The following is a 17,611-nucleotide window of genomic DNA, read 5'->3' on the forward strand; positions in this document are numbered from 1 at the left end:
GGGTACCAAAAAATGCCGTCATTAGATGAACTTCGAGAAAAATGGTTTCTTGATTTTAATAATCCGGTCCAGTCCTTTCCGCCTGTTGCCAGGCATCCCGGCAGCCAAATCCAAGCCTATACTGATGGAAATCTGGTGACCCCGCTGATTGACGGAAAAAACTACATGGATGAGTGGCGTGATGCTGCTCAGGAATTAGAGGCCAAGCCTGCTGGGGAACTATATCACTCTGCTTATGTTCTTAACCGGGTTTTGCCTAAAGGGGCCGAGTATTTTGACGCTTTTCAAACTTTAAAATCCGTAGAGAGTTCCGGTAAACCTGTGCGTATTGCTATTTCCGGCCATGCCAGCGATTATGTCGGTAATAAACTGGCCCAAAGTATCCTTAATGATGAAGGAATACCTCTTATCGCCATGGATTTTCGCTATCCTTCCAGCGGCAGCAATCACATGAAATTCACCTGTTATAAAAATCCGGACCAACCGAAAGCTTTGTTAGGATCCATTGATATTACCTTCAACCGCTGGGATAAACCAAGCCATGAGGGTATTGACCCTGAACGGCCTGACGGAGCAAGTGCTACCCATGATGCCGGCGTTATGATTGAAGGTCCGGCTGTAGCTGATCTTGAAACCACTTTTATCGAAAGGTGGAATGACAATACCCGCTCCCTTTTCATGAGTCCCGTTGAGACTATGCCGATTAATGCCGCTCTATCCGCCCCCTCCCCTGCCGGGTCTCATTCTGTTCAGGTTCTGAGAACTTATGGTATTGCGCCCAGAGGTTTGCTTGAGAGCTATTCCTGGTCTGAACAAGGTGAATTTACCATCTGGGCTGCCTATCTCAATGCCATAAAAAAGGCCTCAAAATACATTTACATAGAGGACCAGTATTTCTTTCCTTTTGAATGGCCGCCTTGTTATGACCGTACCGGCAAAACTCAAGAAAGCGACTTGTTTTTCCAGCTGGCGGAGGCAATTAAAAGAGGGGTGAAAGTGATTGTCGTCGTACCCGGCGCTAGCGAAGATGCAGGACCTATCCGGTTCCAGCAAAAGTATCAACGGGATATGGGAGTGTACTATTTGAAAACGGCCAAGGATTCTGCTGAAGCTAAGGCTAATGGGGGTGATTTTGTAATTGTCTGCTTGTCTAAAAATTTTTCCCCGATCTATGTGCATTCCAAACTTATGATCTGTGATGATGAGTTTGTTCTGATTGGCTCAGCGAACTTCAACCAGCGCAGCATGACTCATGACGGGGAACTGCAAGTCGGGATTCTTGATCGGGATAATCGTTTCGCCAAAGATTTGCGCATGCAGCTTTGGGGTGAACATATGGAGCTGAATATGAACGATCCGGGGGTCCTGGCGACTTTAGAGGACTCTCAGCTAGCTTATCTGGGCTTTAAGCTCTCCCCGGGCAGGGTCATCCAATATACGCCAGAACCTTTGCCTTTTGATCCCCTTCGCTTTAGCAGCCATGAACTGCTTAACAACAAACTTATTGACCCCTACGCCGGGCCAAGCCGATGAGAGGAGGGAAGAGTCAATGCCAATTAGTGCAGGTATACCCTTAAGTAAAGTAATCCCTACTGACATTATACCTTTGGATAAATTATCTCCCAGCGGAGAACTATTGGATCTGCTTGACCTTATCCTGGTTACCCGTTACGAAAATGAGAAAATCTCCGGTTCGCCGCCCGGGGACCGAATCGAAGTGGATTTAAGTATTGAAAAAGAAACTCTTTGGGAGGTGCCTGGTTTAGGCGGGTTCTCCTTGGTTTTTGGCGGCGCTGCCGGAAATATGCTGACCTGTGGTATAGAGCTGTTTGCCGGGACTACCAAGGTCAAGCTGGGCGGCGGTTTCCGCCTGCGCTTTCCGAGAGATTGGATGCGGCCTATTGTCCAAGAGAACGGTCAATGGCTTGACGACCCCAATAATCCATACACTGAAATAGCCGTTGGGGCAGCGGTCATCATTGATAATCAGTGGAATGTATCCTTTGAGGGTACGAATGAGTTTACACTTAACCCTTCAGTTATTGCTGACACAGGGTTTGTCTTGGAAGGCACGATTGCTGTGGATGTTTCTGAGACTGCCTCTTTGCCTGAAACAATGGCTATGGGGTTAGGAGAGTCTTGGCGCGGGGTGATTTTTAAAAGCTTGACCTTACATCTGCCCAAGGATTTAAACGTGCCTGTTCTGCCCAACGATCTAAGACTAACGAATTTTCATATCGGCAGCGGAGGGATATCCGGAGCTGTCAGCGGAACCTGGAATCCACAATTAGGACCTGAAGGCAACTCGTTTATTGGTTCTAACGGCAGTTCTTCAGGCATCGGGGAAATCTTCGGCATCCCCTTCGCCCTAAAAGAAATTGACGTTGAGCTTATCCAAAACTCTTTGGTCAAGTCACGGCTAAAAGGGTATATTATTTTTCCTTTCTTAGACCAACCTGCCTTAGTGGACATAGGGCTGACTGCCGGTGGGGACTTTGTTATCGCCTTAACGGCAGACCAGACAGAATTGGTGGCTATGCTGCCGCCGGAGGCTAAGCCTGAATTAAACTCCGAAGGCCTCTGGGTCTTCACTAAAGAAAACTTGCTGAAATTGACCATAAAAGGGCTGGGTTTCCAACGCAGCCAGGATAAGTTTCTGGTCAATATCAGCGGGGCTGTCAAGCCACTGATCTATTCTGATGAACTGGATTGGCCGGAACTGGATGTAAAATCACTGTCTATAGATTCAGAGGGCCATGTCAGTATCGATGGCGGGTGGATAAACCTGCCCAAACAAAAGAGCTTCAGCTTATATGGATTTACGGCCAGCTTCACAAAGATAGGTTTTGGCAATGAAGCAGGGGGGCGGAAGTGGATCGGTTTCTCCGGCGGGATTAAATTGGTTGACGGTATACCTTTAAACGGCAGTGTTGAGGGGCTGAAAATCAGCTGGAAACCACCTTTCAATGATATTGGATTAGATATCGGCGGCATTGGGGTTGGTTTTGAAATCAAGAATGTCCTCACCTTTGACGGACAGGTAGCCTTTATCAACGAACCTAATAAAAAAGGTTTCAAAGGGGGAGTAAAGCTAGTTCTTGTCCCTTTAAACGGCTGTTCTTTAGACGTTCAGTTGATGGCCGGCAAAAATACTGCCGAACCGGCTTATACCTTCTTCTATATTGCCGTTGACGTGCAGCTTCCAGTGGGTATTCCCTTAGCTAATACAGGACTGGCACTTTACGGTTTGGCTGGGTTGTTTGGTTATAACGTGGAACCTACAAAGTCCTTGCCCCCCCATGAGAATGAGACCTGGTACGAATGGTATGCCAGTGCGCCTGAAGGGGTTGCCCAGCTTGGCGGAGTAGGAGGACGTGATAAATGGACCGATAAATATGACAGCATGGCCTTTGGCGCAGGTGTTACTCTGGGAACACTCTCGGATAACGGTTATACCTTTGCCGCTAAAACCATGATCGTTTTCCTGATTCCCGGGCCAGTGATTATCGTGGAGGGGAAAGCAAACTTCCTGCGGGAACGGGCAAGCTTGACAGACAAGGCCATCTTTAAACTCCTGGCTGTTTTAGATTTTCGGGTAGGCACCTTGTTAATGAATTTACATGTGGATTTCCTTTATCCTGAGCCTGATGGAAAAGTCCTGGATATCAATGGCCTGGCTGAAGCTTTCTTTGATTTCCACAACTCCAGAAATTGGCACCTCTATATCGGCCAGCGGGAGCAAGAAAAACGTATTAGGGCGAAAATCCTCAGTATTTTTGAAGCAAACTCCTATTTTATGATTGACAACAATCATTTGGAAATGGGAGCTTGGATTGGCTATGATAAGAAATGGAAATTTGGTCCCTTAAGGGTTACGCTGGGGGCCTGGATTTCCGGCAGCACGACAGTTACCTTCAAGCCCTTGCAGGCTGAAGGTGAGTTAATGCTCCACGGACAAGTGGGACTCAGTGTGTTTAAGTTCACCATTGAATTGGAAGTCAATGCGGGCTTAGAAGTCAAGACACCCAACCCCTTTAGAGTATACGGAGTCTTCGAAGTGAAAATAAAGCTTCCCTGGCCATTAGAAAGTAAAAAGGCCAAAATAGAGCTGGAGTGGAAAAGAGAAGGGGAACCCCCTATCCCCCTGGCTTTGGCTAACTTTGGCGTAGAACATCTAAAAGTGACAGAAAAGTGGCCGGTTCCTGAGCGGCAGCTGATGAAACCCTATCCTTCCTATGATGCTGACCAGGATGGTTTTATGGATGCATCACCCGTACCTGAACCAGCCAATGCTCTCATTGACAGCCCCTTAGTACCCCTGGATGCTAAACCTGTGATTATTTTTGCAAAACCTATGGAAGATGGGGCTTGGGTCGGGGATAATCCCCAGCCTGCTCCTGCGGCGGAGAAGATCGGCAAGTACAATTATCGTTATCGGCTTTTAGGGGTTACACTGTACAAAAAGCCAAAGTCAGGGGGAGATTGGGCCCCTGACAACAGAACTGTTTTTGGCAAGTGGCAAGCCGTCCAGGATGGAGATCAGCTTGTCAACACCAAGTTAATGATGTGGGCCAGAACCCCTTTTGATATTTCCAGGGAATTAGACAACAATTCCTCCTGGATAAAGTGTACTTTAGAGAATGTCAATGGTGCCATCATGACCGAAGCCCGTTTCGAGAGCATCAACTTTGAAGATCAGGCGGCTGACACGTACCTGTCGGCAACCTTTGTGGAGAATGATTCTATTTTCCTCGGAGTATACCCGGTTAAAGTGCTGGCCTATCTTGCACCAAAGGATTGGGGTACCACCCGGGCACTGCTCCTCTCAGAAAACAGCAGTTATGTGCCTGCTCAATTGGTCAGCGTATTGTTTAAGGACTATATCGGTGAAACCTTTACTAATTATCTTAAACTGGAAGACATGATTTTTTACCTGGCTTCGAACAAGCAGATAACCATTGACAACGTCGAAAAGGGCGGCGGTTTTCCTATCCTTGGCGGGCAGCTTCAAGTTAAGATCCCTGCCAGTGTACAAGTTGAGGCAACCTTTTATCACTTACTGCCTGTAACCATGACAGCCTACAGTGGGCATACAATAGTAGGAAGTCAGGAAATTATCCCGCCGGTTCAAGGTGAATGGGGCATTAGTACCTTTTTAATAAAGGGCAGTGAAATAGACGAGGTTATCTTTGCCAATAGGGAAAACTATACGGCTTTCATTATGGAATTCAGTCATATCCTGCCGGAACAGCAGCCTTTATCCACCCCTTCCTTAAAGGTGGTATTCCCGGAAAATGTGAACGATCTTCATCTTTACTTGGGTCCGGATACGCGGCTGACGGCAACAGTCTATGATGATTACTTGCAAGCAATTGCCAGCCAAAATGTCGATATTCCTCCTGGGACCATGGCTGGGCAGCCAGTGACTTTTTCCGGCAATATCCGGCAGGTGACTCTGGCTGGGGATGGTACCCTGGCAATGATTAAATATGTTACCATCAGTGAAAAACAGCGGGCCGAGAGTCATAAAGAACTCTTTCAGCATATTGCGGAAAAAACTGTAGAACATTGGTCTGAGCATGAGGCTAACCTTTTAGAGGCAGATATGTACTATAAGCTTCAGGTTGAAACGGAAACCCTGCGGGATGATAAAACCTATAAATTCAGTGAATATACTTACTTCCAGACGGGAAAGCCGCCAGGGGTTTATCTGCCTGAAACCACTTCGACTGAAGAGGAGCCTGAAGAGAAACATAAAGAGGATCATTATCCTCAAGGCGGTCCTTTGCAAGACCTCAGTGTCTACATTGAGCGGACGATTCCTGCAGACGGGACAAAGGCCGTTTACTGCTTCTATGATATTGGACTCATTTATAATGAAGCTTACGTAGAGCAGATGTATTTACAAGCCGGTCTGTCCTTGCATATTCAGCTTTACGATAACAATGACTGCCCTGTCACCGACCTGGATGGAGCTGTAGTGGAATTCCAAAATCAATGGGGTGACAATCCTCAGGTGTCCTTAACCAGAGAAGAACAACAATGGGTATTAACGACCAATGCTCAGGGTTACTTCAATATTGACTATCAAGAGAAAACCAAGTCCACGAACCTGTCGGCAAAAGGAATTGCCTTGCGTCCAGAAACCCTTTACAAAGCAAAACTCGTGGCCAGGGTTAACAGCAAGCAACAGTATCCTCTTTATCAGTTCAGCTTCATCTCCTCGAAATACGCAGACTTTGTTCACCAAATACATTCCTTCCAAAATGCAGTTTGGAGTTATGGCCGTTTACAGGGAGTGAGCAATAACCTGCTCAGCCCCGGGGAAGAAAGTAATCTGGAAATGTTACTCGCTGGTTTGGACAGCAATGGCGCTCATTATCAGCCAGAGATCGAAGCAGACAGGTTCGAGAAATTATGGCAGCTCTTTAAACTGGGTCGCAGAGAATTACCGCCAAACTTAGAAATCCTGGCCCTGGACGATAATCAGAAAAGCTATGGTTTCTTAATCGAAAGTCCCGAACCCATTGATTGGCTGAGGACTTCGGTGACCGCCTCCTATAAAAACCTGAACCTTCTGGTTGAAGAAGTCTCAAGCCCTCTGAAAATAATCAATGCCTCTATCGATTATCAGGCTTTTTTCAGCACCGACTATCATCAAGAATGGGTCGATATTTTGCTGCAAGAGGACTATAATATCTCCGGTTTGGTTATCGAGCACCAAAGCGTCGGTCGAACGGAATTTGAAAACTATGGCGCATTAGGTTTGGAAAAACCTTTGCCTGGAGGAACGGTTATTCGGGTCCATACCGGTGGTCGAGACCAAGATACTGCTCCATATCCCGAAGCGGAACACCGCTACTTGGGTCTGAATACCTGGCAGTTTCTGGCTAACGGGGAATTTATCAGAGTCAAAGATACTGCCGGAAAGATTTTGCACACCTACTTTATTGCTATGAAGGACTATTTTGCTGCTAAAGAAGCGATTTTTGTCCGCAACTCCGACAACACCAGAGCTTTTGTTTTCTTCCCGGCTGACGGCCAAAAAGCAGCTTCCGTCTCCAGAGGAAACTACCGTTTGCATTTTAAGTTTATGCGCAACCTTGGCTCCGCTGCTCCTATTTTGAAACGAGGAGGCAGGGATACGCCAGAAGAAGCCTATATCGAATTCAGCTATCCGGCGCTCTTGCCCAATGTCTAATATTTTTAGTTATACTGCAAAGTATTCTTTTTGAGGTGAGTTAGCTCTGTGTCTTCGGCGATACTCTCCCCTGGAGAGTATCGTCACCGGACATTATCGTGCCTTTCGTTCCCGGGCCGATGATATGAATAATAGTATGACTAAATACCATCAACCAGCAAAAAGCCAGCAACCAGTAACAAAGAAAACCAAAGAGCCTGACGGCCTCGGACTGAACAATAATGGAAATTAGATAGGTGGCACCTGTATAAGCTCCGAGGGGAAAGGTAAATGCCCACCATGATAAAGCGTAGGGCAGGTTCTTTTTATGGATGTAGATAATAGTAATCACACCAGCGGTAATAAGCCACCAAAAACCGAAGCACCAGTAAAGCAAAGCGAACAGATTAAGAACGGGCGTTACCATACTGCCCAGAAAGGGTGCACTAACGGACCCTAGGTTTAGAATGGACATGGTTCCCGCACCGATTGGACCTAGATAAATCCAGATGGTTGGGATTAAAGAACCTGGCAGGGGAGGAGCCACGAAAAAACGATAGATGCAAATGACCGCTATCAACATAAAAAGAAAAAAACCCGAACCCCAAGATACATAATTAAGTATAAGCAATGATCTTTGAAAGGCCTGTGGCCAGTACGGAATTAGTTTGGCGCCGGCTGTAGGGACCACAATTAAACTAACTGGGGGCATAAACCATGCCGGATTAATATCTTCAATAGTTAGTTTATTTAAGACATTAAGAATCGGAATAATAAACGCTGTGCCCAGAGATAGAACTACTCCGGCAATCCATAAACCTTGTGCGATTTTCATCACTAAAGATGCTCCAATATAATCTGATCCCAGCAAAAGAAAATCTGCAGCCATGACGAGGCAGGCAATGGGCAGGGTTGCGTAAAATTGCCCTTTAACAGGGTCCTTGAGATCTTTGAGTGCGTGGTCGTAAAATATTAACCAGCGCAGGGTCCAGGGGACAATAAGGACGAGAAAGAAAATGATATTGATGATCCATAGAAATACTGCAGCGTTGTTCAGCCATAACCAATAATAGGCATAGTATTTACTAGTGACAGCGAAGATTCCCGTTCCCATAACGGCGGCAAACCAAGCAGGAGAAAAATTTTTGATTAACTCCGGAAATTTATTTGTTGAGACTGGTATATTCATCCTTATTACACACCTCCCTTGGGGCTTCTTCCGGCTATTTCTCCGATAGTTTTGTTCTTATGTCCCTTTAACGTATTTTAACTTGTTATGTCATTACTTTCTCTGCACAATTTTTCTATTTTTCTGGACTCCTTTTTGAATATAATTAAAGAAAAATATCGGTCCCTGGGGGCCGATATTATAATTATGTTTGCTGAGATTCATTTTTCAATATACTTTTTCGGTAGAGGCCAGGAGGGATACCCGTCATTTCCTTAAAAACCCTGGAAAAATAGTTGGCGTCTTTATATCCAATTTGCTGAGAAATCTCAGATATTGATACGAAAGGATTTTGTTGCAGAAGTTCCTTGGCTTTTTCTAACCGGGTTGTTATTAAGAAGTTCGAAAAGGTTTGTTTCTGTTCTTTACTAAAGAGGCAAGAAAAATATGCTGGGCTCAAATGAACCTGCCTGGCTACTTCTTCAAGAGTAAGTTGTTGACCATAATTTTGCAAAATATAGTCTACTGCTTGTTGAACCAACGGATTAGACCGGGATAACGAATAATCCTTTAAAGAAGACTCAGTTTTGGAGGAGGCTCTTTTAGCTGGATGATTATGGGTAATAAGGGCATTACCGCATGAAATTCCCAATTTTAGAAAATTGTTACTGATAGCATGGAGGGATTTACCAAGAATCATCATTTCTTCACGTTTTCTGATGGGCATCTGTTCATAAAACTGCAGCAGTTTTACCTTATTCAAATCCAAGTCTCGGACTCTCTTTAAGATGTTACTGCTCTCAGTCATCATGTTATTAATCCTGATTTCTCCTGTCGCGAAGGCTCCAAGAAATTCCTGCTCACCATGAAGGGGAATTGCGAGTATATACAAGCCTGCGTGGCAAGGAAAAAGATGGGCTTGATCTGGGTCGAGATGTGTGCACTGCTGCACGGAAGTCCTACATCTCTGCAGACCTTCAGGGTGAGAACGAATCAGACTGCAGAAATTGTTTTGAGTTTTAGATTTAGGCGTAAGGATATAGTCCCCAGTGCAGCTGACAAATTTTAACCAAAGCTGATGCAGGGTACTGAAGTTGTCCAGTACTGGTTGGATGGTTTCAAAGTTTTGGCGTAAGTGAACTATTTGACTTGACTCCAAGTTCGTCATCTCCATTTATTTCTCTTCCAAATATTTATGTAAATCATATCAAAAATCATTCTGGTGTACCAATAATGAACGTTGCAGCACTACGCGGGGAATACAAATTGGGAGCAGCGCGGAAGATGTCCGGCAAACTTATTTTCTGTTTCCTCGGATTATTTTTCGCTTAGCGGGCGTTATCTTGTGGCTATATTTAAGTAATTAGACCAGACGAAATATACTAAATAATATAACTACTTGTGGTAATACCACAAGTAGTTATATATATTACCAACAATGAATAGAGGTATTACATGGAAGAAGAATTTAAGTCACCAATACGCTCATCGGATCTTGTAGAAAACATGTTAATTAGAGCAGTTCTTCAAGGAGAGTATCCACCAGGGAGTGAACTTCCTCCCGAACGTGACCTAGCAGCAAAGCTGGGAGTTGGACGCCCAACTTTGCGTGAGGTTATTCAACGTCTGGAGAGGGACGGGTGGTTTACTGTCCGCAAGGGCCAGCATACGCTGGTAAATGATTTCTGGCGTGAAGGTAATCTGAACACATTAGTAAATATAGTGCAAAGTTCCGAAGAAGTACCTGAAGATTTTATAATAAACTTGCTGGAGGTAAGGTCAGTTCTCGCCCCAGCCTACGTTAAAGATGCTGTACATAGTTGTCCGGCTAAGGTAGTGGCTGCACTTACTGAGATTGATGAACTTAAAGATGCAGCCGAAGTATTTGCCTTATTTGATTGGCAATTACAAATAAAGTTAGTATATCTGGCCAAAAATCCAATTTATCGTCTTATGTTAAATAGTTTTGGTGCCATATATGTTCAAGCTGCTAGGCGCTACTTCATGATAAGGGAAAATCGTCAATTATCACGACAATTTTATCAGGACCTCTTGGCTGCGGCTATGGCATCAGATTATCAAAAGTCTGAAAGGGTGACAAAGGAGGTTATGGAAGCAGTTCTTCGCAACTATAAGAATCAGGTAAGTAGGAGGAGAATGCTAGAGGAGGGGTTTGATAATGAGACGATGGAACGGATGGGGAGATGATACCGTTGATTTTGAGGTTCCCCAAGCAGCGAGTAAGTATTTGGCAAAGCTAATAGGCCCTGCTGCACCACCCAATATTATTTCTTTAGAAGAAATGATGGCGATGGTACCGGCATCACGTCTGCCTATGCATCCGCTGTTAAATACTGACCCGGAAGAACGTATACGCCATTGTTTCGGTCAGAGTATGTCAGATTGGATATATTTCCGAGGCGGTTTGGTGCCCATTTTTCCTGATGGAGTAGCTTTTCCGGAATCTGATAAAGATGTCCGTGAGATACTGGGTTTTGCCAAAGAAATTGCAGCCCGGGTGATTCCCTACGGGGGGGGAACCAGTGTTGTTGGTCATCTGACTGTGCCTAAGGGCGAGCAGTCCGTTATTACGGTTGACATGAGGCGAATGAACAAGCTATTGGAACTTGATAAACAAGGATGTCTGGCTACATTTCAAGCAGGAGTACGGGGACCTGACTTAGAGGCTGCTTTAAGGGCAGAGGGATTTACTTTAGGCCACTATCCGCAGTCCTTTGAATTATCGACTTTAGGTGGGTGGGTGGTTACTCGTTCTGCCGGACATTTTTCCATGGGATATGGGAGAATAGAACGTTTATTTGTTGGAGGTGAGATGGAGACTCCGGTTGGTACAGTTAAGATACCAGCTTTTCCGGCTTCCGCTGCTGGACCTGACTTGCGGGAATTGATTATGGGTTCTGAGGGTAGATTGGGAATTGTTACAAAATGCACTGTCAAGGTGACAGCGTTACCAGAGGCAGAAATTTTCTCCGCTGCTTTTTTCCCAGGCAGGGAAGAAAGCGTCACCGCAGCGCGGGCACTGGCCCAAGCTGGAATTCCCCTTTCGATGATAAGACTGAGCTTACCTGAGGAGACGTCGACAACTCTGAGTCTCAAGGATGGGTGGCAAATGGACCTGTTGTATCGCTGGCTGGCTTGGCATGGTATTAAAGAACAAAGAACTATGCTTTTATATGGAGCTGCGGGTACCCGGAAAAAGGTTAACTGGGCATTACGCAGGGTTAAGGAAATTATCAAGAAACACCACGGAGTCTATGTTGGTACATCGGTTGGTAAACACTGGTACAAAAGCCGTTTTAAGCTGCCCTATATACGTAATAATCTGTGGGATCTGGGCTATGCAGTTGATACGCTGGAAACGGCTGTTCCCTGGAACCAGGTCCCTGTAACTAGGAAAGCAATTGAAGAGGGCTTGCGTAATGCACTAATCGGAGTAAATGAGAAAGTTCATGTATTTACACATCTCTCTCATGTCTATCCTCATGGTACAAGTCTCTATATTACGTACATATTCAGGCTGGCAGATTCCCCGTCTGAGACTATGTTACGCTGGCAAACCTTAAAAAAGGCAGCCAGTGAAGCAATAGTACGAACGGGGGCAACTATTACTCACCAGCATGGTGTCGGAATTGATCATCAACCCTATTTAGCCGCTGAAAAAGGAGCGCTGGGGATGGAGATGATTTCTTCTCTGTGCCATACTCTAGATCCCGAGGGCATGATGAATCCCGGAAAATTGGTCAAATAAGGGGGAGGTTATCGTGAAACGTGATCAGATCTTGGCGGAACTGAAAAAACCATGGGATATTATTGTAGTGGGGGGAGGAATAACCGGAGCTGGGGTTTTTCGTGAGGGGGCGCGGGCAGGCCTCCGCTGTCTGCTTTTGGAACAACGTGATTTTGCCTGGGGTACTTCCAGCCGGTCGGGTAAAATGGTTCATGGTGGTTTGCGTTATTTAGGGCAGGGTCAAGTCAAGACGACTTGGCATTCTGTTAGGGAAAGGGAAAAGTTGTTGCGGGATTATAAGGGGATGGTCGAGTCGATGGGGTTTCTTATCCCTTTCTATGAGAATGACCGCTTAACCCCCTATTTGCTAGGTGCGGGTCTGACCGTGTATGATCTTATGGCTTTTCGATATGACCACAGTCAATTAGATGCCGTGAATTTTGGCATGCAGGTCCCCGCGATGGACAGTCATGGCTTAACTGGGGGAGTTCGTTTTCGAGACGCCCGTACGGATGATGCCCGGTTGGTGCTGCGGGTAATTCAAGAAGGCGAAAGCTTAGGAGGCGCAGCCCTTAATTACGTTAAGGTAGAAGAAGTATGCAAGGACAAGACTGGTCGAGTGCAAGGTGTAACCCTGAGAGATGAAGTAAGCAAAAAAAACTTAGAAGTTCGGGGACAACTGGTGATAAACGCAACCGGCGTTTGGGCGGATGAATTGCGTTCTCAGGTGGGCAGATCTCCGCGCATGCGCCGGCTGAGGGGAAGTCATTTAATATTCCCCAGCTGGCGTTTTCCTTTGGCTCAGGCACTGAGCTTCTTCCATCCTGCTGATAAACGGTCGGTCTATGTACTTCCCTGGGAAGGGATCACCCTGGTTGGTACTACTGATGTTGACCATGAATATTCCCTTGCTGAGGAACCGCACATCAGTTATCGTGAAGGGAAATACCTATTAGAAGGGGTTAGGAAAAACTTCCCGTCTCTTAACCTGACAGCCAAGGATATTATAGCCACCTTTTCTGGGGTACGTCCTGTAATAAACACCGGTAAGACTAATCCTTCTAAAGAATCCCGTGACCATGTCATCTGGAATGATAATGGTTTGGTGACGGTAACCGGCGGAAAAATGACTACCTTCAGTTTACTGGCCAGAGAAACCTTGGCAAAGGTACGGGAGTATATACCCACAACAGGAACTGGTGAGAGAAAAAGTCAACAAGTGTCAAAGGGAACTGAACGCCCTATGGAAGCTGCTTTTCAACGGATAGCTGGTCGATATGGTGATGATAATGGGACGATCATGCTGCAACAGGCGAATGAGAGAGAGCGGGAAGTTATCCCGGGTACCAATATTCTGTGGACCGAGTTGCGCTGGGCAGCCCGCCATGAGGGAGTCGTTCACTTAGAGGACCTCTTATTACGCCGGGTACGCTTGGGTTTATTGGTATCGAACGGAGGGGCTGAATTGATGCAGCGCATCCGTGAAATCGTACAGCCAGAACTAGGCTGGAATGATCAACAGTGGGAACATGAAGAAAGCCATTATTTAGAACTTTGGCAGAGCGCCTATAGCCCTGGTCTAATTAACATCTGATATCGGGTTTCGATCTAGGAGGAGAAATTATGTGTGAAGAAACTCTTTTAGCTATAGATGTAGGGACCCAAAGCGTTCGGGCTTTAGCCTTTGATCTAAAGGGCAAGCTGATCGACCATGCTCAAATCGTCTATTCTGTACCCTATCATTCACCACATTCGGGGTGGGCTGAACAAGATCCCAACTTCTACTGGGAGAGTTTAGCAGAATGCTGCCATAAATTATGGAACGGAGGGAAAGTCGCCGCAGAATCTATTGCGGCAGCTGCGCTCACTACTCAGCGCGGTACTGTAATAAACCTCGATCACAGTGGTAAGCCGCTCCGTCCTGCTATTCTCTGGCTCGATCAAAGGCGAGCCAAAAAGCTGCCAAACCTGGGGCCAATATGGAAAATGATTTTTAATGTTTCTCGACTTAGTAAGACCCTGTATGCCCTGCAGTCTGAGGCTGAGATCAATTGGTTAAGGGAAAACGAGCCTGAAATTCTGGCAAGAACTGTACATTTTCTTTTCCTATCGGGCTATCTTAGTTATAAATTAACGGGAGAATTTGTAGATTCAATAGGATGTATGGTCGGTTATGTTCCGTTCGATTATCGCAGACAGACTTGGCCATCACCCAACCACTGGAAGTGGAAGGCTATTCCGGTCAAGGCTGATCTTTTTCCACAATTGGTGCCCCCTGGAAGCAAAATGGGGTGTATTTCAGTTGAAGCTGCTGCACTTACAGGGTTACCAAAAGGATTACCTCTCATTGCTGGTGCTTCAGATAAAGCCTGCGAGGTGCTTGGATCTGGTTGCCTTGAACCGCATCAAGGGTGTATTGGTTTTGGTACTACTGCCACAATAGGTGTTAATTTTAAACATTATGTTGAGCCTATTCCCTTAGTCCCACCTTATCCCAGCGCTAATCCAGGTGCCTACAACTTGGAAGTGCAAACTTTTCGAGGTTTTTGGATGGTTTCATGGTTTAAAGAACAGTTTGCCTTAAAAGAGCAGGAAATTGCTCAGAAAAGGGGAGTTTCTACAGAATCGTTGCTGGAAGAGATGGTAGCCAAAGTTCCCCCAGGCTCTCTGGGTCTGATTTTGCAACCCTATTGGTCTCCCGGTCTTAGATATCCAGGGCCAGAAGCTAAGGGGTGCATCATCGGCTTCGGCGGGGTACATAAGAGAGAACATATTTACCGTGCACTGTTAGAGGGATTAGTTTACTCTATGCGTGAAGGAAGAGAACGCATAGAAAAACGCAGCAAAGTACCAATCACAGAACTCTCTGTGTGCGGCGGAGGTTCGAAAAGTGATCAGGTGATGCAGATCACTGCAGATGTATTTAATCTCCCTGTACGTAGGTCTAAAGTGATTGAAGCTTCTGGTCTCGGAGCAGCAATTTTAGCCGCAGTGGGTTCGGGGCTCTATTCAGATATTGAGACCGCAGCTCGGGAAATGACGTGCGTAGGAACCGTGTTTGAACCTAATCCAAAATCCGTCAAGATCTATGACGAATTGTTTAAGAAGGTCTATTCAAAAACATACCGGAGGCTGCGTCCATTATACAGGGTAATTCAATCCGTTACCGGGTACCCCGAAATTTCTGGAAAGATCGGCTAAATTACAAATGCATGGTACCTCTGGAATATCAGGGGAGTCATATTAATTTAACAAAAGCGGGTTTTTTTAAGCATCTCTTGACAACCAATTCAGAATAATTTAAACTGTAATTTAACTGCATATCTTTTTAAGGTGCCCCGTAAAAGGGGAGAATAGGGAATTCGAAAATAGCCACGTTGGAGCTATAAACGAAGCGGACCCACCACTGTAATCGGCGAGCTGTTAGTGGTCACTGGCGTAAGCTGGGAAGGCCTTAAGGATCAGCTATGACCCGTTAGCCAGGAGACCTGCCTTATTATTTATGACTTATCATCGGGGATGAAGGTAAAGTCCTACGATCAAATGATTAATTTGATTGTAGGGCTTTTTTAATTTTAAATGCAAAGGAGTTTTTTTATGGTAAATGGAAGAAAAGTTGTTATTATTGGTGACCGGGATGGAATTCCGGCCCAATCTTTAGAGGAGTGTGTCAGGAGTGCCGGCGGCGAAGTCATTTATTCGATGACGCACTGTTATGTTTGAACTTCGGCTGGAGCAATGGATCAAGAAAATCAGGCTCGAATCCGAGCACTTGCTGAAAAGTATGGTGATGAGGAATTGATCGCTGTACTTGGGAGTGCAGATCCGGAGATGGCGGTTATTGCAGCGGCGACGGCAGCAGGCGGTGACCTTATGTTAATTGATCCCTTTGCCGAAGCTCAGTGTGGGCTTAAAGCGTATCATATAGCAGAACTTAAAGAATGGATTAATCCCGAAGTCTATCTCCGTCATATGCAAATGATGGAAATCATCCTCGATATCCCGAAAATTATTCGTGAGGTCTCGTCTGTACGGGAACGATTCTTCCCACTGGAAGTGAGCCTATGAAGAATCCAGCCCTTAAAGGGACAAGCACTGCGTTAATTCATACGCCCGGAATTCTTCTGCAGCAAGCAAACTTAGAGGGTGCACCCTTCCGTCATCTGCTGGCGGAACAACTGCGGAGTTTCGAGAGTGTGGTTCGTTATCCGCCTAATCAAGCGTTTATCGGGAATCTTTTACCTGAGGATTTAGCCAATATTCCCCGGCCCTGGTATAAGAATTCATTGCCCAATGCCAAGCGCGAAGGTCATTACGGTGAAATTTTCCCTGAGGACGAATTTTTTGGCCTGCTCTATACGGTTGATGTTAACGGACTTGTATGCTTGGAAGCCGGATTTAGAGATGCCGTTTTAGAAAATCTTCGTTCTCACCCTGCCTTAGGCCGGCTTAAAGGGGTTACCAAGGCTCAAGAGAATAACTTTTCCTTTGCAGAAATCCAAGAAATGATTGAAAATCAAGAAGCCCTGCCGTTGACCACTGGGGGAAGAATTATCGGTTGTGTCCGGAAGGGGAATGAGTTGGATTTACATCTCTCTGCAGCGAGGGTAATGGAGAATCTTACGGCGAAAGCTTCGGCTGTCGCGGCTCTTCAGCTGCTTCTTTGGCAGACCGGGCTTCAGCCGGAGGAAGTTGATTATATTATTGAAACCTCCGAAGAGGCCTGTGGAGACATCCGCCAGAAGGGAGGCGGCAGTTTTGCCAAGTCCATCGCCGAAGCCTGTTCCTGTTCCAATGCGAGCGGAGCGGATACCCGGGCCTTCTGTGCCGCCCCGGTACATGGCTTGATGCAGGCTGCGGCCCTTGTTCAGTCCGGTATCTTTAAGAACGTTATGGTAGTCGCCGGGGGATGCTGTGCGAAACTCGGGCTCAATGCTGGGATTCACCTTAAACACCAGATGCCCGTCCTGGAAGACATGCTTGGGGCCTTTGCCGTTCATATCAGCCAGGATGACGGGATTAATCCTATTGTGCGTACGGATCTGATTGGCAGGATGAAGGTTGGCTGCGGGGATTCACCCCAAATGGTCTATCGTTCCCTTGTTGAAGAACCTTTAACAAAAGGTGGATATAAAATCTGTGATATCGACCGTTATGCCGGAGAATTAGTGAACCCAGAAATTATTGAGCCAACAGGGTGTGGGGATATAACCCGGATGAACTATAAAATGATTGCGTCTCTGGGGGTTCTTAAGGGAGAGATCCATCGCGGCGAGATGGAGGTACAGGTTAACCGCTTTGGAGTCCCGGGATTTGCGCCAAACCAGGGGCATATTCCTTCCGGTGTACCCTATATGGGGCCTGCCCGGGATTTAATTCTTCAGGATAAAATAAACCGGGTGATGATTATTGGCAAAGGGAGCCTTTTTTTAGGCAAACTCACCCGCCTCTATGACGCTATTTCTTTAATCCTTGAGAGGAACCCCAAATTAGACAAGGAGACAACTTAAAACTA

Annotated in this window: 10 protein-coding genes and 1 riboswitch; of the genes, 8 read left to right on the forward strand and 2 right to left on the reverse strand. The window is 46.0% G+C overall.

The genetic code is table 11. The features are described from left to right. The first annotated feature begins 12 nt into the window (after window positions 1-12). Both DESOR_RS07505 and DESOR_RS07510 read left to right on the forward strand, forming a co-directional pair. Complete coding sequence (locus DESOR_RS07505; protein ID WP_014184008.1) at window positions 13-1,533, forward strand: phospholipase D family protein; 1,521 nt, start codon at window positions 13-15, stop codon at window positions 1,531-1,533. A 16-nt stretch (window positions 1,534-1,549) separates the two neighbouring features. Further along, window positions 1,550-7,201, forward strand: coding sequence for a hypothetical protein (locus DESOR_RS07510; protein WP_014184009.1), 5,652 nt, complete (start codon window positions 1,550-1,552; stop codon window positions 7,199-7,201). Window positions 7,202-7,241: 40 nt separating this feature from the next. Here DESOR_RS07510 and DESOR_RS07515 read toward each other — a convergent pair whose 3' ends face one another. Both DESOR_RS07515 and DESOR_RS07520 read right to left on the reverse strand, forming a co-directional pair. Beyond that, window positions 7,242-8,369, reverse strand: coding sequence for a TDT family transporter (locus DESOR_RS07515; protein WP_014184010.1), 1,128 nt, complete (start codon window positions 8,367-8,369; stop codon window positions 7,242-7,244). A gap of 184 nt (window positions 8,370-8,553) precedes the next feature. After that, the gene (locus DESOR_RS07520; RefSeq protein WP_042330927.1) at window positions 8,554-9,522 is read right to left on the reverse strand and encodes a PocR ligand-binding domain-containing protein; all 969 of its coding nucleotides are present in this window, start codon (window positions 9,520-9,522) and stop codon (window positions 8,554-8,556) included. A 281-nt stretch (window positions 9,523-9,803) separates the two neighbouring features. Between DESOR_RS07520 and DESOR_RS07525 the strand changes: the two genes are divergently transcribed. The 6 genes from DESOR_RS07525 (at window position 9,804) to grdC (ending at window position 17,606) form a co-directional block, all read left to right on the forward strand. Continuing rightward, the gene (locus DESOR_RS07525) at window positions 9,804-10,556 is read left to right on the forward strand and encodes a GntR family transcriptional regulator (protein WP_014184012.1); all 753 of its coding nucleotides are present in this window, start codon (window positions 9,804-9,806) and stop codon (window positions 10,554-10,556) included. Then, entirely contained in the window at window positions 10,528-12,117 is a 1,590-nt protein-coding gene (locus tag DESOR_RS07530) for an FAD-binding oxidoreductase (RefSeq protein WP_014184013.1), read from the forward strand. Before DESOR_RS07525 ends, DESOR_RS07530 begins: the two co-directional genes overlap by 29 nt. A gap of 13 nt (window positions 12,118-12,130) precedes the next feature. Continuing rightward, a complete protein-coding gene (locus DESOR_RS07535) occupies window positions 12,131-13,690 on the forward strand; it encodes a glycerol-3-phosphate dehydrogenase/oxidase (RefSeq protein WP_014184014.1) in 1,560 nt (519 codons plus the stop codon). 29 nt (window positions 13,691-13,719) lie between these two features. Continuing rightward, a complete protein-coding gene (locus DESOR_RS07540; RefSeq protein WP_014184015.1) occupies window positions 13,720-15,297 on the forward strand; it encodes an FGGY-family carbohydrate kinase in 1,578 nt (525 codons plus the stop codon). A 113-nt stretch (window positions 15,298-15,410) separates the two neighbouring features. Then, a riboswitch (cobalamin riboswitch) is annotated at window positions 15,411-15,606 on the forward strand. 87 nt (window positions 15,607-15,693) lie between these two features. Beyond that, the gene (gene grdA / locus DESOR_RS07550) at window positions 15,694-16,164 is read left to right on the forward strand and encodes a glycine/sarcosine/betaine reductase complex selenoprotein A (protein ID WP_081468473.1); all 471 of its coding nucleotides are present in this window, start codon (window positions 15,694-15,696) and stop codon (window positions 16,162-16,164) included. Then, the gene (gene grdC / locus DESOR_RS07555; protein WP_014184018.1) at window positions 16,161-17,606 is read left to right on the forward strand and encodes a glycine/sarcosine/betaine reductase complex component C subunit beta; all 1,446 of its coding nucleotides are present in this window, start codon (window positions 16,161-16,163) and stop codon (window positions 17,604-17,606) included. Before grdA ends, grdC begins: the two co-directional genes overlap by 4 nt. Window positions 17,607-17,611 lie beyond the last annotated feature (5 nt).

Source organism: Desulfosporosinus orientis DSM 765 (assembly GCF_000235605.1).
Taxonomy (GTDB): domain Bacteria; phylum Bacillota; class Desulfitobacteriia; order Desulfitobacteriales; family Desulfitobacteriaceae; genus Desulfosporosinus; species Desulfosporosinus orientis.